21 protein-coding genes are annotated in these 25,583 nt (G+C 70.8%); 10 read left to right on the forward strand and 11 right to left on the reverse strand.

The annotated features are described in order from the left end of the window. Window positions 1–74: 74 nt before the first annotated feature. The 4 genes from ACIHFD_RS24550 to ACIHFD_RS24565 all read right to left on the reverse strand — a co-directional run bounded on the left by ACIHFD_RS24550 (window position 75) and on the right by ACIHFD_RS24565 (window position 4,393). A complete protein-coding gene (locus tag ACIHFD_RS24550; RefSeq protein ID WP_355207294.1) occupies window positions 75–1,457 on the reverse strand; it encodes an MFS transporter in 1,383 nt (460 codons plus the stop codon). Window positions 1,458–1,482: 25 nt separating this feature from the next. Then, a complete protein-coding gene (locus ACIHFD_RS24555) occupies window positions 1,483–2,355 on the reverse strand; it encodes a zinc metalloprotease (RefSeq protein WP_397368847.1) in 873 nt (290 codons plus the stop codon). An 89-nt stretch (window positions 2,356–2,444) separates the two neighbouring features. Then, entirely contained in the window at window positions 2,445–2,708 is a 264-nt protein-coding gene (locus ACIHFD_RS24560) for a DUF3039 domain-containing protein (protein ID WP_364840022.1), read from the reverse strand. An 89-nt stretch (window positions 2,709–2,797) separates the two neighbouring features. Beyond that, window positions 2,798–4,393, reverse strand: a complete 1,596-nt coding sequence (locus ACIHFD_RS24565) for a DHA2 family efflux MFS transporter permease subunit (protein ID WP_350730085.1) — start codon at window positions 4,391–4,393, stop codon at window positions 2,798–2,800. Window positions 4,394–4,552: 159 nt separating this feature from the next. Here ACIHFD_RS24565 and ACIHFD_RS24570 point away from each other — a divergent pair, with 159 nt between their 5' ends. Beyond that, window positions 4,553–5,161, forward strand: a complete 609-nt coding sequence (locus ACIHFD_RS24570) for a TetR family transcriptional regulator (RefSeq protein WP_350730083.1) — start codon at window positions 4,553–4,555, stop codon at window positions 5,159–5,161. Here ACIHFD_RS24570 and ACIHFD_RS24575 read toward each other — a convergent pair whose 3' ends face one another. Continuing rightward, complete coding sequence (locus ACIHFD_RS24575; protein ID WP_350730081.1) at window positions 5,162–5,740, reverse strand: YqgE/AlgH family protein; 579 nt, start codon at window positions 5,738–5,740, stop codon at window positions 5,162–5,164. A gap of 111 nt (window positions 5,741–5,851) precedes the next feature. On the opposite strand from ACIHFD_RS24575, the gene ACIHFD_RS24580 reads away from it, so the two are divergent. Then, window positions 5,852–6,361 carry a hypothetical protein gene (locus tag ACIHFD_RS24580; RefSeq protein WP_397368848.1) on the forward strand — a complete coding sequence of 170 codons (510 nt, stop codon included), beginning with the start codon at window positions 5,852–5,854 and terminating at the stop codon, window positions 6,359–6,361. 1 nt (window position 6,362) lies between these two features. Here the strand turns inward: ACIHFD_RS24580 and ACIHFD_RS24585 are convergent, their stop codons facing one another. Continuing rightward, the gene (locus ACIHFD_RS24585) at window positions 6,363–6,983 is read right to left on the reverse strand and encodes a TetR/AcrR family transcriptional regulator (protein ID WP_350730078.1); all 621 of its coding nucleotides are present in this window, start codon (window positions 6,981–6,983) and stop codon (window positions 6,363–6,365) included. A gap of 159 nt (window positions 6,984–7,142) precedes the next feature. On the opposite strand from ACIHFD_RS24585, the gene ACIHFD_RS24590 reads away from it, so the two are divergent. Genes ACIHFD_RS24590 through ACIHFD_RS24605 form a run of 4 tightly spaced genes read left to right on the forward strand, consistent with a single transcriptional unit; the run spans window position 7,143 to window position 11,526 of the window. Next, window positions 7,143–7,895 (forward strand): IclR family transcriptional regulator, encoded by a 753-nt coding sequence (locus ACIHFD_RS24590; RefSeq protein WP_397368849.1) that lies wholly within the window; start codon window positions 7,143–7,145, stop codon window positions 7,893–7,895. 56 nt (window positions 7,896–7,951) lie between these two features. After that, a complete protein-coding gene (gene glpK, locus ACIHFD_RS24595; protein WP_363962816.1) occupies window positions 7,952–9,424 on the forward strand; it encodes a glycerol kinase GlpK in 1,473 nt (490 codons plus the stop codon). Between the two features lie 17 nt (window positions 9,425–9,441). Beyond that, on the forward strand, window positions 9,442–10,998 hold the full coding sequence (locus ACIHFD_RS24600; RefSeq protein WP_397368850.1) for a glycerol-3-phosphate dehydrogenase/oxidase: 1,557 nt from the start codon (window positions 9,442–9,444) through the stop codon (window positions 10,996–10,998). 36 nt (window positions 10,999–11,034) lie between these two features. Then, a complete protein-coding gene (locus ACIHFD_RS24605) occupies window positions 11,035–11,526 on the forward strand; it encodes a hypothetical protein (RefSeq protein ID WP_397368851.1) in 492 nt (163 codons plus the stop codon). Between the two features lie 244 nt (window positions 11,527–11,770). Here ACIHFD_RS24605 and ACIHFD_RS24610 read toward each other — a convergent pair whose 3' ends face one another. From ACIHFD_RS24610 to ACIHFD_RS24625, 4 genes are read right to left on the reverse strand one after another with little or no spacing between them, the layout of a single operon-like run. Continuing rightward, window positions 11,771–13,462 (reverse strand): allophanate hydrolase, encoded by a 1,692-nt coding sequence (locus ACIHFD_RS24610; protein WP_397368852.1) that lies wholly within the window; start codon window positions 13,460–13,462, stop codon window positions 11,771–11,773. Then, complete coding sequence (locus ACIHFD_RS24615; protein ID WP_397368853.1) at window positions 13,459–16,923, reverse strand: 5-oxoprolinase/urea amidolyase family protein; 3,465 nt, start codon at window positions 16,921–16,923, stop codon at window positions 13,459–13,461. The genes ACIHFD_RS24610 and ACIHFD_RS24615 overlap by 4 nt, the downstream gene beginning before the upstream one ends. Next, on the reverse strand, window positions 16,920–17,510 hold the full coding sequence (locus ACIHFD_RS24620; protein WP_397368854.1) for an urea amidolyase associated protein UAAP2: 591 nt from the start codon (window positions 17,508–17,510) through the stop codon (window positions 16,920–16,922). The genes ACIHFD_RS24615 and ACIHFD_RS24620 overlap by 4 nt, the downstream gene beginning before the upstream one ends. Beyond that, complete coding sequence (locus ACIHFD_RS24625) at window positions 17,507–18,304, reverse strand: urea amidolyase associated protein UAAP1 (protein WP_397368855.1); 798 nt, start codon at window positions 18,302–18,304, stop codon at window positions 17,507–17,509. The genes ACIHFD_RS24620 and ACIHFD_RS24625 overlap by 4 nt, the downstream gene beginning before the upstream one ends. A 121-nt stretch (window positions 18,305–18,425) precedes the next feature. Between ACIHFD_RS24625 and ACIHFD_RS24630 the strand changes: the two genes are divergently transcribed. Further along, window positions 18,426–19,085, forward strand: a complete 660-nt coding sequence (locus ACIHFD_RS24630; protein WP_397368856.1) for a helix-turn-helix domain-containing protein — start codon at window positions 18,426–18,428, stop codon at window positions 19,083–19,085. Here the strand turns inward: ACIHFD_RS24630 and ACIHFD_RS24635 are convergent. Continuing rightward, window positions 19,008–20,552, reverse strand: a complete 1,545-nt coding sequence (locus tag ACIHFD_RS24635; RefSeq protein ID WP_397368857.1) for an amino acid permease — start codon at window positions 20,550–20,552, stop codon at window positions 19,008–19,010. The two genes, ACIHFD_RS24630 and ACIHFD_RS24635, sit on opposite strands and share 78 nt — an antisense overlap. Before the next feature lie 249 nt (window positions 20,553–20,801). On the opposite strand from ACIHFD_RS24635, the gene ACIHFD_RS24640 reads away from it, so the two are divergent. From ACIHFD_RS24640 to ACIHFD_RS24650, 3 genes are all read left to right on the forward strand, one after another. Continuing rightward, window positions 20,802–21,212, forward strand: coding sequence for a YbaB/EbfC family nucleoid-associated protein (locus tag ACIHFD_RS24640; protein ID WP_397368859.1), 411 nt, complete (start codon window positions 20,802–20,804; stop codon window positions 21,210–21,212). A gap of 20 nt (window positions 21,213–21,232) precedes the next feature. After that, window positions 21,233–21,520 carry a hypothetical protein gene (locus tag ACIHFD_RS24645; protein ID WP_397368861.1) on the forward strand — a complete coding sequence of 96 codons (288 nt, stop codon included), beginning with the start codon at window positions 21,233–21,235 and terminating at the stop codon, window positions 21,518–21,520. Window positions 21,521–21,595: 75 nt separating this feature from the next. Next, entirely contained in the window at window positions 21,596–25,576 is a 3,981-nt protein-coding gene (locus tag ACIHFD_RS24650; protein ID WP_397368862.1) for a zeta toxin family protein, read from the forward strand. Window positions 25,577–25,583 lie beyond the last annotated feature (7 nt).

Raw genomic sequence — 25,583 nt, forward strand, 5'->3', positions numbered from 1 at the left:
CCTGACCGCTGTCCTATCACCCCGCGCGGCGATGGTCAGGAGAACCGTGATCGGTGTGACAGGAGGGGCGGAAATCAGCGGGTGCGTCCGGCGAGGAGCGTGGCGCCGAGGGCGACGGCGGCCATGAGGAACGAGATCACGACGAACCCGGTGGCGATCTCGTCCGGGGCGTGACCGATCAGATTGACCAGCGCGCCCCCGACCCCGATCGCCAGGGCGGACCCGAGCATGTCCGTGACCGACAGGGCGGCGGAGTTCGCCCCCTGCTCGTTCAGAGGGGACTGCCGCAACGCGGTGACGCTGACCGTGGTCATGCCGAACCCCATCCCGAACCCGGCCACGATCCACGCGGGCACCGCGACCCACCCGGTCACCCCGGGAACGACGCACAGCATGCAGATCAGGATCGAGACGGTGACGCACCCCGCCCCCAGCCGGATCCGCCTGTACGCCTCCCCCTCCCGCCTGCTCTGCAGGAACGACCCCGCGGACCACCCCAGCGCCCCGGTCGTCAGCGCGATCCCCGCGAGCTTGAGGTCGAAGGACTTCACCTCCTGCAGCGCGAGCGGGATGAAGGAGTTCACCCCGAAGAAGGCGGCCGAGAAGAAGCCCCGCATCAGCACGGTCGTGGGCAGCCCGCGCGCGAACCGCAGCGCGTCGGGAGGCAGCAGCCGGTACAGCCCGTAGACCAGGAACGCCAGGCCCGCGACGGCCTCCAGCGCCCCGACCACGGGGCGTCTGTGCAGGAGGTCCACGCCCTGCAGCAGCGCCCCGGCCCCGCCCGCCGTGGCGGTGGCGGCCAGCGTCATCGCGACCGGCCTGGAGCGCGGGCCGGTCGACGGCTCATGGGAGGAGGACGGCATGCGCAGCGCGGGCACGAGCATCACCAGCGCGGGCACGACCAGCGGGATGATCCCGTAGAAGACGTACCGCCAGCCCCACTGCACGGCCACGAACCCGGCCACGGCCGGCCCCACCATGGCGGGCACCACCCAGGCCGCGGAGACGGCCGCGAAGACCTTGGGCCGCAGGGCCTCCGGATAGACCCGCGCGATCATCACGAGCAGCGCCACGATCGAGGCGCCCGCGCCCAGCCCCTGCACGGCCCGCGCCACGAGGAACATCCCCGCCGAGTGCGCCGCCCCGGCCAGTGCCATCCCCGCCACGAACAGCACCACCCCAGACAGGAACGGCAACTGGTAGCCGCGGCGGTCCGACCAGAGGCCCGCCACCACGTTCGCGAAGAGGCTGGCGATGAGGAAGGCGGAGAAACTGATCCCGTACAGGTCGAGGGCGTTCAGCTCGTGGGCCACCGCCGGCATGACGACCCCGACGGACATGCCCTCGAAGGCGACCAGGGTGATCGTCAGCACGATACCGACTGTCGCGACGCGGTATTCGGGGCTGAGGATGCGGGTGGATTCGTAGGGAGTGTCGAGTGCCTTTGGACCTGTCACCTACATATCGTAATTTGCCGGAAATCTAGGCTGCCGGGGTGGTCGCGGTCCGGTACACCGCCCACATCTGGTGCATGCGCTCCGCCTGCCCCGCGGTGAACTCCGACATGCACTTGTCGTGCGCGTAGTCCATGAAGTTGTGCGCCGGGTCCAGGCCGGGGTGCTGCGCGCAGCTGTCCTTGTCCGCCGGGCAGGCCTCGGTCGGCCGGGCTTCCATCGGGGTGTCGGCGATGCCGTCGCCGGGCAGCTCGCAGCCGTTCTCGAACGTGTGGAAGAGGCCGAGCCAGTGCCCGATCTCGTGCACGCCGGTGAAGCCGCGGTTGTAGTTGGTCATCGCGCCACCGGGCAGGCTGCGCCAGTCGATCACGACGCCGTCCAGCCTGGGCGTCTCGTCATACCAGTACGGGTAGCTGGCGAAGCCCAGCATCTGCTCGCTGAGCTGGGCGATGTAGAGGTTGAGCGTGTCGGCGCCGCCCTGGTGCAGCGCCACCTTCATCGGCCGCTCGTTGCCGACGGGGTCGTTGAACCACAGGGCGTTGTCGGTGACCGAGATGCCGTCCAGGCGGAAGCGCACGCCGGTGTCGACGCCGCCGTAGGTGCCGCCGTACGCGGAGTTGAGCGCGCCGATCTGGGCCTTGACGTCGTCGTCGGTCACCTTGCGCTCACCGCGCGTGATGACGTGCACGCGCGTCGGCACGGTGACCTGGGTGGGCGTCGTCACGCCGGCGAGCCGCTTGCCCAGCTCGACGAGGACCTTGGCCACGTCTTCGGGCTTGGGTGAGCGCGGCCCCGTCCTGCGGGGGACGTGGCCCGCGCAACGCGACGCCTGCGCCGCCTCGGTACGGAGCGGCGGCGTGAACCCGACCGCGAGCAGACATGCCAACGAGACGGCGGTCACGCGCCGGACCATGCAATCCCCCACTACGTATCGAGCCGGTCTGGCTACCGACCGTAGCTTGACCTGGGGAGATTACCGGTCAGCAACACTCACTGCTTGTTGTCGCCGCCGTCGCCGCCACCCGGGGGCAGGCCCTCGTAGATCTCCTTGCACTCCGGGCATACCGGATATTTCTTCGGATCGCGGCTGGGCACCCAGACCTTGCCGCACAGCGCCCGGATAGGCGTGCCCGTGACCATGCTCTCCGTGATCTTGTGCTTGTCCGCGTAGTGGGCGAACCGCTCGTGATCGCCGTCGCCGTGCGACGTCCGGGGCGTGGTCTCCTGCTCTGGGAGGATCTTCGTCGTGCTCACCCCACAGAGTTTATGCCCGACGACGACCAGGTCCCCCATATAGCGATACGGCCCCCGCCGCGTGGCGAGGGCCGTACGTGGGATCAGGCTCAGCCCATGTGGACGGGCGCGCCCTCGGTCTTCCTGCCGGCCTTGACGAACAGCGTCAGTACGGCCGTCAGCACCGCGATGCCGGTGCTGACCAGGAAGGCCACGTGCATGCCGTCCATGAAGGCGTTGTGCACGGCGTCGCCGATCTGCTGCGGCACGCCGGGCGGGACGGTGCCGAACGCGGCGGCCTTCTCCAGCCCCGTCAGCTGGGCGGGCGGGATGGCCTGGGCCGCCGGGCCGAGGTAGCCGGGCAGCTTGTCGGAGATCTCGCCGGCCATCACGGCGCCCAGGATCGCGGTGCCGAGCGCGCCGCCGACCTGCATGGCCGACTGCTGCACGCCACCCGCGACGCCGGTCAGGTTGACCGGGGCGTTGCCCACGATGATCTCCGTGGCGCCCACGAACACCGGCGACATGCCGAAGGCCAGCAGCAGGAACGGGATGCCGCTCTCGATGAACGACGCGTCGATGCTGAGCTGGGACATGAGGAACATCGAGAACGCGGTGATCAGCAGGCCCGTGGCCATCGTGATCTTCGCCCCCAGCCTGCCGATCGCCATGCCCGCCAGCGGCGAGGCGACGATCATGCCGGCGCTCATCGGCAGCATGCGCAGGCCGGCCTCCAGCGGGGACAGGCCGTGCACGCCCTGGAAGAAGAAGCCGAGGAAGAACATCGCGCCGAACATGGCGAACGCGACCATCATCATCAGCACGGTGCCGATGGAGATCGAGGCGTTCTTGAACAGCGACAGCGGCACCAGCGGCTGGCTCGCCCGGCTCTGCCAGAAGATGAACGCGCCGATCAGCACCACGAACAGGCCCGCGAAGGTCAGCGTCGTGCTGTCGCCCCAGCCCCACTCCGGAGCCTTGATGATCGTCCAGACGAGCGAGAACATCGCGCCGGACAGCAGCAGCACGCCGAGCCAGTCGATCCGCGCCAGCGTCTGCGCGCGGTTGTCCTTGATCAGGATGGTGCCGAGGACGAGGGCGGCGAGGCCGACGGGGGCGTTGATGAAGAAGACCGTCTCCCAGCTCGCGTTCTCGACCAGGAGGCCGCCCACGATCGGGCCGGCGGCGCTGGACAGGCCGATGATCGCACCCCAGGCGCCCATGGCCTGGTTGAGCTTCTCACCCGGGAACGCTCCACGCAGCAGCGCCAGGGCGGCCGGCTGGAGCAGCGCGCCGAACAGGCCCTGCAGCACCCGCAGGGCGATCAGCGCGCCCACCGGGGAGAGGCCGGGAATGATGTCGGCCAGCTCGGCGCTGAGCCCGATGCCCACCGAGGAGATGGCGAACCCCGCCACGCCGATCAGGAAGACCCGCTTGTGCCCGAACAGGTCGCCGAGCTTGCCGGCGGTGATCAGGAACACCGCCAGCGCCAGCAGGTAACCGCTGGTCACCCACTGCAGGTCGGACAGCGAGGCCTTGAGGTCGGCCTGGATCGACGGGTTGGCGATGCCCACGACCGTGCCGTCGAGCATGACCATGATGACGCCCAAGCTGACCGCCAGCAGCACGAGCCAAGGATTGCCGCCGGCCCCCGTTTTCACCGGGCCGTGCGATGACGGCGCATCCACCGCCTTCGCGTGAGCCATGAAGTCCCCCTAAGTACACGAACCGCCCCATACCGGGGCATAGATCTCGTAAGCCTCAGGTAATCTATGACAGTCGCTGACTAATGACAAACGAGTTTTATTCGTCGTCGTATGACTTATGGCACACTGTGACAGAAAGGTTTCGAGGGAGTGACTGCTGTGGGTCTACGGGAACGCAAGAAGGAGAAGACGCGCCTGGCGATCCTCGACGCCGCGCTCGACCTGTTCCTCGAACAAGGGTACGAGTCGACCACGGTGGAGCAGATCGCGGGGGCCGTCGAAATCTCCCCGCGCACCTTCTTCCGCTACTTCAACAGCAAGGATCACCTGGCGCTGTGGCACCACGACCACGGCGAGGAGATCATGCTCGAGACGCTGGCGTCCCGCCCGGAGGATGAGTCGTCCTTCACCTCGCTCATGCACGCCATGCGCGCGGTCGTCGGCGACCTGGAGGGTTCAACGGGCGAGGACAGGGCGAGGTTCCTGAAGCTGCGGCGGCTCATGGAGGACCACCCGAGGCTGGTGGGCATGTCCGTGGCCAGGGGCGCGGCGACCGAGCGCCGCCTCATCGAGGTGATCGCCGCACGCAGGGGCGTGGACCCCGACGAGGACATGCTCACGCCCTTGATCGTGGCGTTCGCCGCCTGCACCCTGCGCGTCGGCTTCGAGTGCCCGCGCCGCGACAGCGGCCTGCCGGAGATCACGCAGCGGATGGCGGAGACCATCGAGCTGGCCGAGCGCTCGCTGCGGCCCGGCTGGGACCGCTAGTCAGTTCATCGTCGGGTCGTCCGGGCAGGTCGCCACGAAGGCCAGCTCGCCGGGCTGCCGCCGCAGCACGTGCCGCCAGAGCGCGCGGGGATCGGCGTGGAAGGTGTCGCCGACCTCCGAGTCGACCACGTACCAGGCGCCTTCGGCGATCTCGCTCTCCAGCTGGCCCGACGACCAGCCCGCGTACCCCGCGAAGATGCGCATCTGCGCGATCTCCCCCTGCAGGATCTCGGGCGGCGCGTCCAGGTCCACCGTCCCGATCCTGGAGACGGCCGGGGTGCCCGCGTGCAGCCTGCGCCAGCCGAGCGGCTCCTCGCCGCTGGGGACCGCCGCCAGCGCGAGCGCGCTGTCCGTCTGCACGGGCCCGCCCTCGAAGAGCACGGAGGGCCCGGTCACCAGCGGATCCCACACGGGCAGCACCTGGGTCACGGAGATGTCGCTCGGCCGGTTGAGCACCACCCCCAGGGTGCCGCCGTCGTGGTCGTGTTCGAGGATCAGCACGACGCTACGCCGGAAGTTGGGGTCGTCGAGAAGCGGCGTCGCCACCAACAAACCGCCGACGTAGATCGCTTCCGCCATACCTCCATCATGAAGGGTTCGCGAGGCTCGCGCTCCCCCAGTGCGTCGATGTTACTTTTCGTGGTCACTTGGGCACCTTCTGTAGCAAAGATCACTCGTTGGGGGGAGCTCATGCATATCAGGACACGTCTCGTGCTGGCCGCACTACCGGTCTGTGCGGTCCTGTTCCTCCCCCAGAGCGCGCAGGCGTGGCCCTGGCATGAGGATCACGGCGACCCGTTCACGATGACGGTGGACGACGTTCACTGCCGTTCGGGACGCGCGCACGTCACCCTGCACAACCTGACCCAGGAGGCCGCCCGCTTCGACGTCCAGGCCGACGGGGTCAGCGTGGCGAAGGGGGCCATCCCGGCCCACAAGTCGATCGTCAGGCAGGTGCCGGTGGCCAAGGGCAGCACCGCGGACGTGGAGGCGTACTCGCTGGGTGACCCGCAGCGGGAAACGCTCGTCGAATCCAGCCGCGTCAAGAACGACTGCCCCTGGGGCCACCACCTCGACAACCTGCCCTTCACCGGCCCGCCCGCCGACCTCATGGGGAAGCTGGCGACGGCGGGCGGCCTGATCGTGGTGGGCGGCATCCTGTGGTGGTACGGCTCCATCTGGCCGCGTTCGACCCCGTGAGCTAGGGCTCTTCCACGACGAACGCGCCGGCCCTGGCGGCGGCCAGCGTGCGCGCCACGGACCGTTCCGCGTCCTGCTCGGTCACCGGCTCCCTGGTGACCACCAGCCGGTAGTAGAGCGGGGCGGAGATCGCGCGGATCACCTCCGCGCCGTCGGTGCCCGCGGGCAGCTCGCCCCGCTTGACCGCCAGGTCCACGACGTTGGCCCACTCCGCGATCCTGCGCAGGTAGAAGGCGCGCAGCGCGCCGGCGGCCTGCTCGTCGCTGGTGGCGGCGGCGATCACCGCCTGGAACGTGGCGCCGAGCCGCCCGTCGTTGATCGCCCCCAGTACGGACAGCGCGTTGGCCCGCAGGTCGGCCTCGACGCCGCCCGTGTCGGCATGGGGCGTGGACTGGTTGGCCAGCTCGGTCATGAGATCGGTGACCAGGCCCGCCCTGCTCCCCCAGCGCCGGTAGACCGTGGTCTTGCCGACGCCCGCCCTGGCCGCCACCTGGTCCATGGTCAGGCCATGGAAGCCGTGCTCGACCAGCTCGTCCTGCGTGGCCTCCATGACGGCCGCGCGCACCCGCGCCGTGCGGCCCCCTGGCCGCACGGTTCCCGCCGAACGGGAAGGTTGGTCCATCTACGCTCCTTGTCGCAACGTTCCATTTTAACGGAACTGTCATCCCATTAAGGATTGACGGCGCATTTCCCCCACCTTCTGGACGCGGCCATGCGAAGATCGGTTCCATCCCTTCGACCGTTCGGCAATACCGAACGAATCTGCGCTATGGTGCGGGCTGTGGGAGAGACGATTCAGTCGGTCGAGCGGGCGGCCGCGATCCTGAAGCTGCTGGCCTCGGGGCCGCGCCAGCTCGGGGTGGCCGAGCTGGCCAGGGCGCTGGGCCTGCCCAAGGGCACGCTGCACGGCATCCTGCGCACGCTGGTCCACGTCGGGTTCGTCGAGCAGGACCCGGCGAGCGGGAAATACCGGCTCGGCGCCACGCTGCTCCATCTCGGCAGCAGCTATCTCGACGTCAACGAGCTGCGCACCCGCGCCATCAACTGGGCCGACGCCCTCGCGGGGCGCAGCAGGGAGAGCGCCTGGATCGGCACCCTCCACGAGGGCCACGTGCTGGTGATCCACCACGTGTTCCGGCCCGACGACAGCATGCAGACGCTCCAGGTGGGCACATACCTGCCGACCCATGCCAGCGCGCTCGGCAAGGTCCTGCTCGCCCACGACCCGTACGGCGAGCCGCCCGCGCCGCCGCTGCAGCCGTACACGAAGAACACGATCGTCGACCCCGCGGCGCTGGAGAAGGAGCTCGGCCTGGTCAGGACGCGCGGCTGGGCCTCCGAGACGGAGGAACTCACCGAGGGCGAGGTGGCCATCGCCGCGCCCATCAAGGACCCGCGCGGCCTGGTGGTGGGCGCCATCGGCATCCGCGGCGCCGTCGAGCGGCTGGCCCCCGACGGCGCCCTGCACATGGAGTTCGTCTCGTACGTACGGGACGCCGCCCGCGCGATCACCCGCTCACTTGAACATCCCTAAGACCACGAAATAGCATTCGTTCGGCATTGCCGAACCAGAACCAAGCGAGGAACCCCGTGCCTCGAACTCAATACGTCGCCGCCATCGACCAGGGCACCACCTCCAGCCGCTGCATCGTCTTCGACCAGGCCGGCAACATCATCTCCGTCGCCCAGCGCGAGCACCGCCAGATCTTCCCCAAGCCCGGCTGGGTCGAGCACGACGCGGCCGAGATCTGGCAGGCCGTGCAGGGCGTGCTGGCCGAGGCCGTCAGCGGCGCCGGCATCGAGGACGGCCAGATCGCCGCGCTGGGCATCACCAACCAGCGCGAGACCACCGTGCTGTGGGAGCGGGCCACCGGCCGGCCCGTCTGCCCCGCGATCGTCTGGCAGGACACCCGCACGGATCAGCTGACCCGGGCGCTGGCCGAGCACGAGGGGCTGTTCAAGGAGAAGGCCGGGCTGCCGCTGGCGACGTACTTCTCCGGGCCGAAGATCCGCTGGCTGCTGGACGCCTACGGGCTGCGGGAGCGGGCCGAGCGCGGCGAGGTGCTGTTCGGGACGATGGACAGCTGGCTGCTGTGGAACCTCACCGGCCGCCACGTCACCGACGTGACCAACGCCAGCCGTACGATGCTGATGAACATCCACACGCTGGCCTGGGACGACGAGCTGCTCGACGCGCTGGGCGTGCCCCGCGCGATGCTGCCGGAGATCCGCCCGTCCGCCGAGGTCTACGGCCGCACCGCGGCGGGCGTCCCCGTCGCCTCGGCGCTCGGCGACCAGCAGGCGGCGCTGTTCGGCCAGACGTGTTTCGCGCCCGGCGAGACCAAGAGCACCTACGGCTCCGGCAGCTTCCTGCTGATGAACACCGGCCACGAGCCCGTCGTCTCCAAGCACGGCCTGCTGACCACGGTCGGCTACCAGATCGGCGAGGGCCCGGCCACGTACGCGCTGGAGGGCGCGATCGCGGTCACCGGGTCGCTGGTGCAGTGGCTGCGCGACAACCTGGGCCTGATCTCCAGCGCGGCCGAGATCGAGACGCTGGCCAGGACGGTCGACGACAACGGCGGCTGCTACTTCGTACCGGCCTTCTCGGGGCTGTTCGCGCCGCACTGGCGCTCGGACGCGCGCGGCGTGATCGCGGGGCTGACCGGGTTCGTCACCAAGGGGCACATCGCGCGGGCCGTACTGGAGGCCACGGCGTGGCAGACCCGCGAGGTGGTCGACGCGATGAACGCCGACTCCGGGCTCGACCTGACCACGCTGCGCGCCGACGGCGGCATGACCGCGAACAACCTGCTCATGCAGACCCTCGCCGACGTCCTCGCGGTGCCGGTGATCCGGCCCATGGTGGCCGAGACCACCGCCCTGGGCGCCGCCTACGCCGCCGGGCTGGCGACCGGCTACTGGCCCGACGTCGACAGCCTGCGCGCCAACTGGCACAAGGCCGCCGAGTGGCGCCCGGCCATCGACGAGGCCGCGCGCGAGCACGAATACCGCAACTGGAAGAAGGCCGTGGCCCGGACCCTCGACTGGGTCGAGCAGTAGGTCAACAGGTAGGGAGCATGGCAATGACGACGACGACCGCCGCAGACCGCGCGCAGACCCGTGAGGAGCTCTCGCGCACCGCCTACGACCTGCTCGTGATCGGCGGCGGCATCCTCGGCACCTCCGTGACCTGGATGGCCGCGCAGGCCGGGCTGCGGGTGGCGATGGTCGACGCGGGCGACTTCGCCGGCGCGACCTCCAGCGCCTCCTCCAAGCTCGTCCACGGGGGCCTGCGTTACCTGCAGACCGGCAACGTCCGGCTGGTCGCCGAGAACCACCGCGAGCGCCGCGCCCTGGCCGCCGACATCGCGCCGCACCTGGTCAAGCCGCTGACGTTCCTGGTGCCGATCTACAAGGGCGGGCCGCATGGGGCGGCCAAGCTGGGCGCGGGGGTGTTCCTGTATTCGGCGCTGTCGGTGTTCGGCGACGGCATGGGCAAGGTGATCACGCCCCACCAGGCGCTGGCCAAGGTGCCCGCGCTGCGTACCGAGGGGCTGCGGGCGGCCGCCGTCTACGGCGACCACCAGATGAACGACAGCCGCGTCGCGGTCATGACCGTACGGGCCGCCGCGGACGCGGGCGCGGTCGTGCTCAACCACGCCGAGGTCGTCGGGCTGCGCAAGACGGGCGGCACGGTCACGGGGGCCGACCTGCGCGACCGGCTCGACGGGGCCGAGTTCGGGGTCTCCGCCCGGCTCGTCCTGAACGCCACCGGGCCCTGGGTGGACCACCTGCGGCGCATGGAGGACCCGGACGCCGCGCCGAGCATCCGGCTGTCCAAGGGCGCCCACCTGGTGCTGCGCCGCCACGAACCGTGGAAGGCGGCGCTGACCACGCCGATCGACAAGTACCGCGTGTCGTTCGCCATCCCGTGGGAGGACCACCTGCTGCTCGGCACCACGGACGAGGCGTACGAGGGCGATCCGGGCGGGGTGCGCGCCACCGAGGCCGACATCGCGCAGATCCTCGACGAGGCCGGCCACGCCGTACGCGACGCCCAGCTCAGCCGCGAGGACATCACCTACGCCTTCGCCGGGCTGCGCGTCCTGCCCGGCGGCCCCGGGCAGGTGACGGCCGCGAAGCGGGAGACCGTGGTGACCAGGGGGTCGGGCGGCATGCTCTCGGTCGCGGGCGGCAAGTGGACCACCTACCGCCATATCGGCAGGCACGTCCTCGACACGCTCGCCCACCTGCCCGGCCGGCCCCTGGGCGACGACCTGGCCGACATCCTGCCCGCCGTGCCCCTGCCGGGCCTGGCCAGCCCCGACGCGGTGGCCCTGCGGCTGTGGACCGACCGCGACCCGGGCGCGCGCATGGATCCGCTGGTGGCCAGGCACCTGGCCACGCACTACGGGTCGATCGCGTTCGACCTGGCCCGGCTCATCCGCGAGGACCACGCCCTCGGCGAGCGCATCCACCCGGACGGCCCCGACATCTGGGCCCAGGCGGTCTACGCGCGCGACCGCGAGTGGGCGGCCACGGTGGACGACGTCGTACGCCGCCGCACGACGCTGACGGTACGCGGGCTCGACACGCCTGACGTGCGCGATCGCATCGCCGCCCTGCTCACCTGACCCGGATCTGGGCAGGGGGTAGTCATGTGCACTCCGATGAACGAAGCCCTGCTCAGGCACTTCCGCGACCTGCGTGACGGCGACCACGGAGGGGCCGTCACGCGGGGGGACAAGGAACACGTTTTCGCCACGGCGGCCGAGCTGCTCGACCCGGTGGCACGCAGAGCCCTCGACGAGCTCAACGCCGACCTGCTGCTCGGCACCGGTGAGGTGGTGGCCAGCGGGGTCACCCGGTCGCGCGAGGGCGGGCTCAACGCGATGTGGTCGCTGACGTGGCCGGAACAGCGCGCCACCCACAACCAGCCGATCGCGATCGTCGCCCACTACGGCTGCGACTTCCACCACCCGCATTTGCGGGGCAACACGGTCGGGGACTGGCCGCTGAACGTCTTCGGCCGTGCGGACGCCGAGGCCCAGCTCGACACGCTACGCGCGATCGCCGCCGGCGACGCCCACAACCTCGTCTTCCAGGAGAGCTACCACCTCATCCCGGCCATCACCGCCCAGGCTCCGAACCAGCCCGTCTGACACCGCTTCGGCCGACCACTCCACGGGGGGCACGACGGCCCGAACGGGCACCACTGAACGGGCGCACCACCGGCCACACCCGGCCACCGGACGCCCACGCCTCCAGGCGGACGCGACCATCCGACGGGCACACCATCCCACGCGCGCCACCGGCGGATCACGGGTCAACCACGCCCCACCAACCACTCACGTCGCCGACACCACGAGCGCCGCTGCGGTGAGCAGTCGATGCCTCGACGAACGCTCACCCCGCTGCCAGGTAGGCTCGCCAGCCGCCGTGAACCGTGATGTCGGTCGCACCGGCCAGGCCATCCGGCGTGCACACGAAGCCGGTCGCCGTGCTGCCGCCGGCCAGCTCGACCTGGCCGAGCGCGAGAGGCCGGGGAACCTCGGCGAGCAGGCTGCCCAGGCCGTCGGGTGGTAGTTCCCACACCTCGACCTCGATCGGCGCTCCGCCCTCGGCCGTGCGGACCAGGCCCGGCTTGGGCGGGGTGGTCGGTAGGGCGTACAGGCGGTAGGCCGAGGCGGTGGTGGTGGTGACGACGAGACCGGCGCCGCGTTCGGTCAGCTGGTGATTGAGTGGCTGGCCGCTGAGGTGAGCGCCCACGACGGCCAGGCGCAGCGGCAGGTTGAGAGTTTCGGCGATCGCCGCCAGGTGGTCGTCGGCGTGTGGACGGCCCAGCAGCATCACGCCGAAGGGCAGCCCGCCGGCCGTGCCGGCCGGCACGGCCAGGGCGGACAGGCCGAACAGGTTGGTGGAGTTGGTGAAGCGGCCGAGCCTGGAGTTGGCGGTCAAAGGCTCGGCCGCCACCTCGGCGAGCGTTGGATGGCCGGGGGTCGTGGGCAGCAGGAGGGCGTCCGCGTCCCCGAGGTTCGCCATGGCCTGGGCTCGCAGGCCCGCGAGAGCTTCCTGGTCGGCGAACAGCCGGTGTGCGGGGATCGCAGCGGCGGCCGTGATGATCCCCGCGACGGTGGGGTCCAGGTCGGGACCGCCCTTGGCGACGAACTCGCCGACCGCGCGGTAACGCTCGGCGACGAAGGCGCCCTGGTAGAGCAATTCGGCGGCCTGCAGGAAGGGAGCAGGGTCGATCGGGAGCAGTTCCACGCCGCGGAACGAGCGGGCCGCGCGCTCGAAGGCCTTCGCCCAGCCGGCGTCGAGCTCGCCGAGCGCGTCCACCGCCGGCACGGCCACTCGCCAGGGCCCCGGCCGCCTGGGCGGCACGGCCACCTCGCCGGCCGCCGCGGTGCCCGGCGAGGCGGGCGCGGCCGTCACCGACGAGGCGGTCATGACGGCGAAGGCGCGGCGGGCCTCGAGCAGGGAGCGGGCGAAGACGGTGACGCAGTCGAGGCTCCCGCAGGCGGGCACGACACCGTCGGTGGGGACGAGGCCGAAGGTCGGCTTCAGCCCCACGATCCCGTTGAATGCTGCCGGGACCCTCCCGGACCCCGCGGTGTCGGTGCCGAGTGCGAAGTCCACGATCCCGAGCGCGACCGCGACCGCGGACCCGGAGCTGGATCCACCCGAGATGTAGGAAGGGTCGATGGCATTGCGCACCGGCCCATAAGGGCTGCGCGTCCCGACCAGCCCGGTGGCGAACTGGTCAAGGTTGGTCGTGCCGAGCACCACCGAACCCGCCGCCCGCAGCCGTGCCACCACCTCGGCGTCACGCTCGGGCAGGTAGGCATAGGAGGGACAACCCGCCGTGGTGGGCAGGCCCCCGACGTCGATGTTGCCCTTGACCGCGAAGAGCGTCCCGGCCAACGGCAGGGCCGGGTCGATCGCGGCGGCCTCCGCCTCTGTCTCTTCCTGCGGGCGCAGGGTGATCCATGTCTCGGGCCGGTTCACCTCGGCGATCCGGGCATAGGCCCGCCGTATCCTGTCGACCGCCGCAGCGCCGCGCCCATCCGCCCGCTGAACGCGGCTCGTCGCGGTCACGCCCGCTCTCCCTTCACCACGACCAGCGCGGTCCCGGCATCGACCTGGTCGCCGGGCTTGACCAGGACCCGCTCCACCACCCCGGCCACCGGCGCCAGGACAACCGACTCCATCTTCATGGCCTCCAGCACGACGAGCCTGTCCCCTGCTTCGACCCGCTCGCCGGCCGTGACGGCCACCTGCCAGACGCCGGCCGCGAACTCGGCCACCACCCCGCCCGAGAGAACCTCCGTCGAAGCAGGCGGCGCGTCGGGGGGTTCGGAGCCCCGGGCGAACTCGCCGGAAGCCTCCCAGGCGGCACGCTCGGTGGCGAAGGCCGCGGCCTGCCGCTCCCGGAAGGCGGCGATGGACGGCGAGTGGGCGGCCAGGAAGCGGCGATGGTCGGCCAGCGAGAACGAGCCGTCCTCGATCTTCAGCTCCAGTCGCCCGGCCGCCATGTCCGCCCTCAGGTCGAGCAGCTCCTGCGCGCTGACCGGGTACCAGCGGATGCGGTCGAAGAAGCGCAGCAGCCAGGGTGTGTCCTGCCCGTAGGTCGACCAGACCTGGACCGTACGGCCGACGAACTGGTAGCCGCCAGGCCCTTCCATGCCGTAGACGCACAGGTAGGCACCGCCGATGCCGACGGAGTTCTCCGCGGTCCAGGTCCTGGCCGGGTTGTACTTGGTGGTGACCAGCCGATGCCGCGGGTCGAGCGGGGTGGCCACGGGCGCGCCCAGGTAGACGTCGCCGAGCCCGAGCACGAGGTATTCGGCGTCGAAGACGGTGTCGTAGACGTCCTGCACGCTGCCGAGCCCGTTGATCCGGCGGATGAACTCTATGTTCCACGGGCACCAGGGGGCGTCGTCCCGTACACCCGCCATGTAGCGTTCGATCGCCTCGCGTGTCGCCGGGTCGTCCCATGACAACGGTAGGTGCACCGTGCGCGAGGGGACCACCAGTTCCTCGACGGGTGGCAGCCCTGCTTCGAGCTCCATCAGTACGTCCAGCAACCGCTCCTGCGCCAGTGCGGCCGGATCGAGGTGGACCTGGAGCGAGCGGATGCCGGGGGTGATGTCCACGATGCCGGGCAGCCGGGCCGCATCCACTGCCTCGGCGAGGGCTTGCACCCGCATGCGCAGGGCCAGGTCGAGCTCCATGGGGCCGAACTCGACGAGGAGGTTGTCGTCGCCGCTTCGCCGGTAGGTGACGTCACCCCGGCGGGCCAGCACTCCTCCGTCGCCGGGCCGGCCGACCGCTGAGGGCAGGCGGACGAAACGCAGTGTGTCACCCGGCCGCAACTGGCCGAGTTTCCATCGTTCGCCCGTCACGACGGTGGCGGGGCAGACGAAGCCGCCCAGTGAGGGCCCGTCGGGTCCGAGGATGACCGGCATGTCGCCGGTGAAGTCGATTGCCCCGACCGAGTAGGGAGTGTCGTGGATATTCGACGGGTGCAGTCCCGCCTCGCCGCCGTCGGGCCGGGCCCAGCGCGGTTTGGGGCCGATGAGCCGGACGCCGGTGCGTGCCGAGTTGTGGTGCACCTTCCATGTGGTGGCGTAGAGGTCGGCGATATCGTCGTCGGTGAAGAACTCGGGCGCGGCGTGCGGCCCCTCCACGACGCCGATTTCCCAGGTGCCCGGCTCCCAGGCTCCGCTGGTCCCGGTGAGCCCCCGGCGGACCGCCCCGCCGCGCAGCACGTCGCCCGCGCGCAGCGCACGCCCGCCGTGACCGCCGAAGTTGCCGAGCGTGAAGGTGGCGGCGCTGCCCAGGTAGGCGGGCACGTCCAGGCCTCCGGCGATCAGCAGGTAAGTGCGCATGCCGGTCGGCGGGGCGCCGATGTCGAGCGTGGCGCCCGCCGCGATGGTCACCGGCTCCCACATCGCGATGGGCGTGCCGTCGAGTGTGACGGAAGCGGGTGCGCCGGTGACGCAGAGCGTGGTGGCGTGGGTGAAGCGCAACGTTGGACCCTGCAGAGTGCACTCCAGCCCCGGTGCGCCCGGCTCGTTGCCGAGCGCCTGGTTGCCCAGGCAGAAGGAGCGGTCGTCCATCGGGCCCGACGGCGGCACGCCCACTTGCCAGTACCCGGTGCGGCCTGGCCAGTCCTGGACCGTGGTCAGCATGCCGGGCCGGATGACCTCGATGCGCCGCGAGTTGTCGCCGATCCCGGTGAGGGTGGCGGTGTGGTGCGTGGCCGCCAGCACAGTGGGGTCCTCGACGACCGCCTGCAACAGGGCGAGGTTGGTCTCGACGCCGTCGATCCGGGTGGCCTCCAGGGCCGTGCCCAGCCTGGCCAGCGCCGTCTCGCGGTCAGGCCCGGACACGATCACCTTTGCCAGCATGGGGTCGTAGGAGGTGGTGACCATGGTCCCGGTCTCGATCCAGGTGTCCACGCGGACGTCGGCGGGGAACTCCACCCGGGTGAGTAGCCCGGCGCTCGGCCGGTGGTCCTTGCTCGGATTCTCCGCGTAGACACGCGCCTCGACCGCGTGGCCGCGCGGCTGGGGCACTCCCGCGTCCAGCGGCGAGCTGTCCCCCTGCGCCAGCCGCAGCATCCATTCGACCAGGTCGACGCCGTAGCATGCCTCGGTCACCGGGTGCTCGACCTGCAGGCGGGTGTTGACCTCCAGGAAGTACGGCCGGCGCCGCACGGGGTCGTAGATGAACTCGACCGTCCCGGCCGATCGGTAGCCGACGGACTCGCACAATCGCAGCGCACTGTCGGCCAGCAGGTCACGTACCGAGTCGGGCAGGCCGGGGGCGGGCGCCTCCTCCAGCACCTTCTGGTTGCGGCGCTGCAGCGAGCAGTCCCTGTCGCCGAGGGCCACGACGCGCCCCCGGCCGTCGCCGAACACCTGCACCTCGACGTGGCGGGCGCCCTCGACGAGCCGCTCCAGGAACACTCCGGCGGTGGCGAAGTTGGCCGAGGCCACGTGCTGCACGCTCTGCCACGCCTCGGCCAGTTCCGCCGCGTCGCGGCAGGCCCGCATCCCGATCCCGCCGCCGCCTGCGGTGGCTTTGAGCATCACCGGGTAGCCCATCCGCTCGGCGGCGCTCCGCGCGGCCGACAGGTCGGCCAGCAGCCCGGTGCCGGGCAGCAGCGGGACGCCCGCCGCGCGGGCCGTGGCACGGGCGGTGTGCTTGGCACCGAACAGCTCCAGTTGCTCCGGGGTGGGGCCGACGAACGCCACACCAGCCGACTCGACCCGGCGCGCGAAGGCGGCGTCTTCCGACAGGAAGCCGTAGCCGGGGTGGAGCGCGTCGGCGCCGGACGCGATCGCTGCGTCCAGCACCCGGTCGGCGTCGAGATAGCTGTCCTTGGCCGGAGCAGGGCCGAGCCGTACGGCATGGTCGGCCAGCCGGACGTGTGCGGCGCCGCGGTCGGGGTCGGAGTAGACCGCGACGGTCCGCAGGCCCATCCGGCGGGCGGTGCGAATGATCCTGACAGCGATCTCGCCGCGGTTGGCGACCAGAAGGGTCATGCTCATTGGATCGTGATCCTCACCGGGCTCGGGTCGAAGCCGTTGCACGGGTTGTTGATCTGCGGGCAGTTGGAGAGGAGCACGAGTACGTCGGTCTCCGCGCGCAGCGTCACTCCCAAGCCGGGGGCGGAGATGCCGTCCACGATGCCGAGGGTGCCGTCGGCCTCCACCGGGACGTTCATGAACCAGTTGATGTTGCTGACCAGGTCGCGCTTGCCCAGGCCGTGCCGCAGGCCCTCGGCCAGGAAGTTCTCCACGCAGGCGTGCTGGGACCAGGTGTGCTGGCCGTACCGCAGGGTGTTGGACTCCTTGGAGCAGGCGCCACCGAGCGTGTCGTGCCGGCCGCAGGTGTCCTCGACGACGGTCAGCAACGGCGTGTGCTCGTTGGACAGCAGTACGGTGCCGGTGGTCAGGAAGATGCCGCTCTGGGCGTGGACGGTGTCCTGGGCGCTGTAGCGTACGGCGGTGTCATGGGCGTCGTAGATCAGGCAGTCGACGGCCTGGTTGCCGCCGAGGTCGGTGATGGTCAGGTGCCGACCGGCCTGGACCACCGAGGACCAGGGAGCACGGGCGGGAACGGTCACGTCGGTCATCGCATGCCCCTGGCGGTGAGGTGGTCGGCGGTGTTCTCGAAAGCGCGGCGGCCTTCGGGGGTGGCTTCCCAGAACGGGTCGCCGGGCGCGGTCGGCCTGCCGCAAGAAGCGGCGATCTCCAGCGGGCCGCAGCGGTAGTCGGGACGAGGGTCGATCGGGTGGGTGGCGTTGGCGATGAGGACGGTCACCGGCATCTCCATGCGGAGCGTGACGCTCGCGCCGGGGCCCGCCGAGCCGGTGAACTCCAGGCGTCCCGACCCCGGGTCGACGCGGACGCCCTGGAAGAAGGAGATGGAGGGCGGCAGGTCGCGCGGGCTCAGCCCGTGCTTGGCCGCGGCCAGCTTGAACAGCTCCCGGCCGGCGGGCGAGGTGCTCTGCGGGGCGCCGTCACCGTAGCGTTCGGTGTTGCGACGCAGCGTGGAGACGCCGCACAGGGCGTCGGCGGGCGCGGTCGACTCCAGCACCGAGGCCAGCACCCGGCCCTGGTCGGACAGCATCAGGTGCCCCGCGCCGGGGTAGGCGTTCCACTGGACCTTGACGGTGTCGGCGATGTTGAGCCGTTCCCAGGGGCGGTCGGTCACGTAGAGCAGCAGGTGGGCGCAGGCGTCGCCGGTTACGTCGGTCAGAGTCAGCTCCGTGCCGCGGGCCAGGGCACGGTGGGTGTAGTTGCCGCCCGCGACCGTCTCCGACCAGGTCAGGCCCTCCGGGGCCGGCACGCGTGGCATGGCCGGGACCACCGTGCCCTCCTGGGCACGGGCGTGCTCACGTGCGCCGTACGTGGTGCCTGTCGCCATCGGGCTCCTCCTTAATTTCTGTCGCTCGACAGAAATTAAGATCGTGACGTTTCGCCCGTGGATCTCCGCTGTTTCATTCCTGTGAAACGGAGGGGTCCGCGGCCTGTGGAAGGATCGGTGTGTGAGCAGACGAGGGGTGGGACGTCCACGTGCCGTCGCGCGTCCCGAGACCGGCCTGTCCCCGCGCGAGGAGCTCCTGGCGGCGGCAGCGGAGCTGTTCACGGTCAACGGCTACAGCGCCACCACCACCCGGGAGGTGGCCGAGCGCGCCGGGGTCCGGCAAGCGACCCTGTACCACTACTTCAAGGGCAAGGAAGAGCTGCTCGCCGAGTTGCTGGAGAGCACGGTGCGGCCGTCGCTGGAGGCCGCGCGTCTGCTCGCCGCCTCCGACGCGCCCTCGGGGGCGCGGCTGTGGGCGCTGGCGTACCGCGACGCGGCGCTGCTGTGCTCCGGCGAGCACAACCTGGGCGCTCTGTACCTGCTGCCCGAAGCCGACCGGTTCCTCGACTTCCAGGAGTTGCGGACCGCGCTCAAGCAGGCCTACGCGGGCCTGCTCGCGCCGATCACCGCCGGGCTGCCGCAGAACGAGCGTGACCTGCGCGCGGATCTGGTCTACTCCGTGGTGGAGAGCGTCATCCTGATCCGCAGGAACGCCTCCGCCCTCGCGGTCGAGGCGATGGCGGAGGCGGTGGCCGACGCCGCCTTACGCGTTGGCGGCGTCGGTGAGGGCGGCCTCGCCCACCTGCGAGAGCTGGGCCGCGCGCTGCTTGGCGGCGGCTGACCGCCGGTACAGCACGCCCGCCCCCACCGCCGCGGCCAGGAACAGCGCCGTGAACCATTGGAAATACCACTCCCCGCTGGCGGGGGCGTACACCTCGGCCCGCGGCCAGGCCAGGTTGACGGCCATGCCGATGCCATAGACGACGGCCAGCACGTTGACCGGCAAGCCCCAGCGGCCCAGGGAGAACAGCGGTTTGCCGTTCTCGTCCACCCCCTCCGGCGCCCCGCCACGCCACGACCCCCGCAGCCGTTGCCACAGCAGTGGTCCGGTCACCATCGCGTAGGCGATGTACAGGGCCACGATGCAGGTGGTGCCGATCGCGAGGAAGGCGTCGGGTGAGACGAAGTTGATCGCCGCGATGAGGGCCGCCAGGGCGCCGGTGACCAGGGCGGGGCCGGTCGGCATGCCGGTGCGGGGCGAGACCCGTCCCAGCTGTGCGGCGAAGGGCACGACGCCGTCGCGGGCCATCGAGAAGAGCATGCGGGTCGCGGAGGTCTGGATCGCCAGCGTCGCCACGCAGATCGCCACGACGACGTCGGCCAGCAGCAGTTTGCCCACGCCGTCGCCGAGGGTGCTGGTCAGCACGTAGGACAGGCCCTCGGTGGCCAGGCGGCCGTCGGTGAGGCTGGGCGCGGCGAGCAACGCGGCGAAGACGATCAGGCAGGCGAGCAGTCCGGCCGCACCGAGCGCGGTGATGATCGTGCGCGGCGCGACGGCGGAGGCCCTGCGGGTCTCCTCGCTCAACTCGCCCGCGCTGTCGAAGCCGATGAGCACGTAGGCCGCGGCGAAGGCGGCCACCAGCAGGGCGGCGAAGGTGCCGCCGGGCAGGCCGGTCTCGAAGGTGATGCTGGGCTCGCGGTCGGCGTGGGTGAGCAGCAGTACGACGATGAGGACGGCGCCGACGATCTCGGCGGTGACCCCGATGACGTTGACCCTGGCCATGATCTTGTTGTCGAGCAGGTTGACCACGGTGGTGGCGGCGAGCAGAAGCACGCCGAACAGCGCGGCGTTGGCCGCGCCATCCGCGGACACCGGCGAGGGGTCGGTGCCGATCAGTTGGAAGCCCGGCCAGATGGCCGGGAGCACGACCTGCAGGGCCAGCGCCGCGGCGGCGATCACCGCGACCTGGCCGAGCACCATGATCCAGCCGGCGAACCAGCCGAACGTCGCATTACCCATGCGGCTGGACCACTGGTAGATGGCCCCCGAGATCGGGTAGCGCGCGGCCAGCTCCGCAAAGCAGAGCGCGACCATGAGCTGGCCGGCCAGCACCAGCGGCCAGGTCCAGAAGAACGCCGGGCCGCCGAAAGAGAAACCGAGGCCGAAGAACTGGAAGACCGTGGTGAGGACCGAGATGAAGGAGAAACCGGCCGCGAACGAGGCGTAGCGGCCCATGCTGCGGTGCAGTTCCTGCCGGTAGCCGAACTTTTCGAGGACGCTCTCGTCGGCGGAAGGTGAAGGCGCCATGGGCTCTCCCCTGGAGACAATTTCTGTCGATTGACAGATAAGTAACCTCGTTCTGTTGCCCCCACGTGTCCCGGCAGTTCCCCGGCAGTAACGCCCTCCTCACATCAGCAGGCGCGCAGCATGGCGGTTGGGCAGGGGCGCAGACGCCTCATGAGCACACACTTCGAAAAATGGCGAAACGTTCCGGCGCGCACGATATTGACGGCTAGGGTCGCAGAAAGATCCATTCCCGGCGCCACAAAGGGGGTGTTGGCGTCGCCTCCTCTGAATGCGGACACGCTGCGCGCCTATACCGAAGAGCTGCGCGACGGTTTCGTCCACCTGCAGAACGAATCACAGGCCCTGCATGACAGAGCTCGAGCGGTGCGGGTGACCGAGCGTTCGCCTGACGGGCTGGTCACGGTGACGGCGGGGACTCGCGGCGATCTGATACACCTCGACCTCGATCCTCGGGTGTTCCGGCGGTCCGACTCTCAGTCGCCGGCCCGCCTCATCACCGAGTCCATTCACCGGGCGGCGACCAGGGCACAGGAGGAGGTCATCGCGATCTTCGAACCGCTGGTCCCCGCGGCCCAGATGCGGGCACAGCTCCGGGGAGACCTCGACGCCGGGCTCTCGCAGTTGAGCGAGCACATGCACGGCACCTGGGACGCCTCGTGACACTCAGGATCGAGCGCCCCTTGGTTGATCAAGGACTCGCGCGCTGGGACGCCATGGCCGCCGACCTGGACGACGCGGTCAGGGACGCCGTGGCCCGCATCGAACGGCTGCACGCCGCCCCTCCGTGGGGCGACGACTCAGCGGGCAGGGAGTTCCGGCGGGCGTACATGGAAGGTGACGGCCCCCACCTGGTGATCGCCTGGGCAGGCGACCAGGTCGGCCGGATCATCGACAGCGGCACGGCGGTTCGGCAGAGCGTCGACGGCTCGGCGGAGGCGGAGGCCGCATCGTTCGACAGGGGGACCTAGGAGCTTGACCACAGCCCAACGGCGCGGGGGCGAGCTGGGGCAGGCATGGCTGTAGAGACCGGTCCAGGTCGCAATGTGAGCTCCCCGGTCACCGGAAGGCTCACGAACCAGGACGACACGATCGGCAGCGGAGGATTCGCCACCGACGTGACCAAGGCGTGGAGCGAGAGCCCGCCGCCGCTGGCCGACATCCTGCTCGCGCTGATCTCGTCCGGGCAGCTGTGGCCGGAGGCCAGCGAGAGCGGCGAGGCAGCGCTGGCGGTGGCATTCGAGGACCTGGCGAAGTGCTCGGCGGCTGCCGCCCAGAAGTGCGGCCCCGCGGCCGGCAGGATCTTGGAAGGCTGGCGGGGTCCTGCCGCAGACGCCTTCCGCGCGGACGTCGAGCGCCTCGGTTCCAAGGAGTCGGGGCTGGTCGCGTTGGCGCAGATCGCGCACGCGTACGCGCTGCAGCACGACGGCTACGCACGCGAGACGCAGTACGCCAAGTTGTCGATCAACGCGGGCTTCTGGGTGACGCTGTCGGCGGCCACCGTGGCGGGACTGGCCACGTTCTTCAGCGCGGGAGCCACCACTCCCTTGCTCGGCCCGTACGCCAGGGAACTGCGCAGGTTCCTCGACCAGGTCTTCAAGCGACTGGACGAGGCGGCGGGCGTCCGCTTCGCCGAGAAGGTCGCCCCCAAGGCCGCGACCGTGAACACCGCCCGGCTGAGCGTTCTGGGGCGCGGCAAGGCCCTGCTGGCAAGGGCGGCCGCCAGCCACGCGCTCCGGGAGGTGCCCGAGGAGGTCGCCGAGGGGCTGCTGATCGACGGCTACGCCCAGGACCGCCAGCGGGAACTGGGCACCCGCCGACGGTGGGACGGCCGGCGGACCATGGCCGCCGTCCTCGGCGACGCCGGTGGCGCCGTGCTCGCTTCCCGGCTCGTCCGGCCGATGTCCAGGTTCGTGAGCACCGTGCCGGGGATCAAGGCCTTGAATGCGGCCGCCCGCGACGCTCCGGGCATTCTTAACGCCCTGCGTCGCTATCCCGGCCGTGCCCTTCAAGCCGGCCTCACGAATGGGGCCGTGTCAGTGCCCGCCGGGTTCGTGGCCAATGGCGTGGTGTACGGCAAATGGGAGCTGCCGTCAGCCGAGGGAGTGCTGGGCGGGATGGCAGCGGGCGCCGGCCGTACGAACACGATCAGCCCGTTCAGCGTCGACGTCGTCAGCGCGATCGCCCGTCCGCACGCCGCGCTGGACGCCGCTCACGCCACGGCTTCGGCCGCGGACGCGTCCCGCACAGGTGGCGGCTCCCCGACGCCGGCCGACACGAGCGGCAGTACGGCCCCCAGCACGCACACCGGTGCGGCCGACCTGGCCACCAGTTCCTCTCCCAGCACCGGAACGGGCGTCGCCGCGACGACCACACCGGCCACCACCTGGACCGAAAGCGCGCCGATCGGCGGTGCCCCGCCCACGCTCGTCACGACGCACAGCACGGTGGCGAACCTCCCGCCTGCCTCATCCGGGCCCGTGGCCGACGTCCCACCCGCCGCTCCGGCGGCGCCGATGGGCGGCAGCACGCCCGCCACGCCAGCAGGCCCTCCACCCTCCACCGCGTCCCACGCGGTTCCCACCGGTCCCACGGCGAGCGGCGATCCCACTCCGGCACGAGCGCCGCGGGCGCCGGCCGTCACCGAAGCGGCCGGCGGTCCGGGCACCGTCCTGCCGCCTGTACCTGCCTCCTCCACACCCACATCCCTCACGTCCGAAGGCCCGCCCGCCTCCGATGACCCGGGAGTCCGGCCGACGCAGGCCTCGCCGGAGCCCTCGACAGCCATCTCGCCGTCCGGAACAGTGCGCCGCGGAGAACTGGTGCCCTCTCATGCGGACCTCGTGCAGGCCCTCAGCGGAGCGCGACCCGCACCCGAGCCCGTGGGCCCACTCGCTATCAGGCCCCGTACGGACCCATCGCCGTCAGGACGCGAGCGGCCGGTCAAGGCGCTGGCCGATACCGGCCCGCCGACGCCTCCCGTCGACCACAGGCTCACCGACGAGGAGCTACGGGAGATCTTCGAGCGCCGGATCGTCCCCGAGATGCTGTCGGGCGCCACGCGCTCTCCGAACCCCACGATGATCGTCGTCGGAGGCCAGCCGGGCGCGGGCAAGTCGACCACGATCCGCCGGCTCCACGAGGGGTTCCGGGAACGGGGCGGGGCCATCCGGCTGATCGTCGACGAGTACAAGGACTTCCACCCCGCGTATGCCCGGCTGATGGCCTGGAACGACGTGGCGACCAACAACCTCATCCAGCCGATTGCGAAGCAGTGGCAGGCGATGGCGTTCGAGCATGTCATCGCGTACGGCTTCAACGTGATCGTCGAGGCCACCCTGGGAGACCCGCGCGAAGCCGGCGCCTTCATCAAGCAGTTCCAGGACCACGGTTACCAGGTGGAGACCGAGTTCGTGGCGGCCGCCGGGGCCCAGAGCCGGCTGTCGGTCCTCACCCGCTATCTGAGCGAGAAGGTCAGCCACGGCGCCGGCCGTTTCGTGCCCGCGGCGGCGCACGACAGCCGCTTCTCCGGGTCGGAGAAGACGGTGGGTCTGCTGGAGTCCGACGACCCGCCGGCGACCGTGAACGCGGTGCACATCCGGCTGCGCACGGGCGAGGCGATCTTCTCCAACCGGCGCGGACCCGATGGCGGATGGCTGGGAAGCACGGGCGCCCAGGAGGCCCTGCGAGCCGAACGGGAGCGCCCCTGGACGCCCGTCGAACGGCTGGACTTCACGCGTCGGCTGGACGATATGCGCGTCACTTTGGAACGGCAGCGCCGAGAGCACCCCGAGGACGCCGCCACCTACGACCACCTCGCCGGTGAGGCTGACGCGGTCGAGGCCATGGCCCGACCATGGCTGACCCCCGACGACCCCGCGGAGATCGAGCGTTTCCTGGACTTCGAGCGCAAACTCGGCGAGGTGCTGTACCACGACACCGCCGCCCGCACCGCCGCGGAGCGAACGGTGGCCAAATTGCACGACGTCCTCACCGCGCTCCATCGTGAGCTCTATCCGGGAACCCCGGCGGCGCGCACCGAGCAGGCGTTCTTCAAGGACGACCCCACCAGCCCCGGCCAGGTCGGACGCGACACGATCTCGCTGGGCGACCTGCGCCGCGAGGGCAATCTGCGCATGCTGATGACCTCGCTCTACAACGCCGCCTTCTTCAGCCAGCACGGCCTGACTCTCAAGGAAACCCTGTACGAACTGCGCACGCGGCCGGACTGGACGTGGACGGCGGCCCGCGCCGGCTTGGACGTGTCCCGATTACGTCCTCTCCTGGAGCGCCCGCCGGCCAACTCCCGGGAGATCTTCAAGATCTCCACCCTCGGCACGCATTCACCGGACGCCGCCATCACCGTGGCCGAATTCAAGGAGAGCCAGGCCGCCAGATGGTCACGCACGGTCGAGGAACTGCCGGCGTTCCAGCGAACCCCCCAGGACTTCCTGGACCGTGACATGCCGCTGCACTCCCTCGAACTGGCCACCGCGCGGCGGCCGGCCGAGCCGTCGCAGCCGCCGAGCACGCCCCCGGAGCCGGCCTCCTCGCCGGAGATCCGCAACGTTCTGGACGACCCGGCCACCGAGGACACCTGGTCGGAGCTTCTCGATCGACCTGACGACGACCCCGCGCAGGATGCGCGAGAGCCGATGAGCTGGGTGCTGGGAACGGCTCGTTACGGCATGCACGCCGACCACCCTTGGTTCACGACGGTGTCCGCGGAGGCGGGGTTCCCCGTCGTCGCCGGGATATCGGGCACCGCGGCCCGCCTCCACTCGATATTCCGCTGGATACAGCCCGAGGGCGTCACCGAGGAGGATTTCACCCGTGCGCTCCTCGGCTGGATGCTTCCGACGGAGGACCATTCGATCTACGAGATCATCCGCGGTGTGGAGGTGGCGTCGCCGGGCCTGTTCGGCACGTTCGCGAACGCGATGGAACTGTACGGCCGCATCGCCGCCGCCGACGACCTCACTAGCATGAACTCCACCGCTCAGCACGGGAGGCGGGAAACTGGATGAGTCAGCG

The sequence above is a fragment of the Nonomuraea sp. NPDC051941 genome (genome assembly GCF_044593615.1).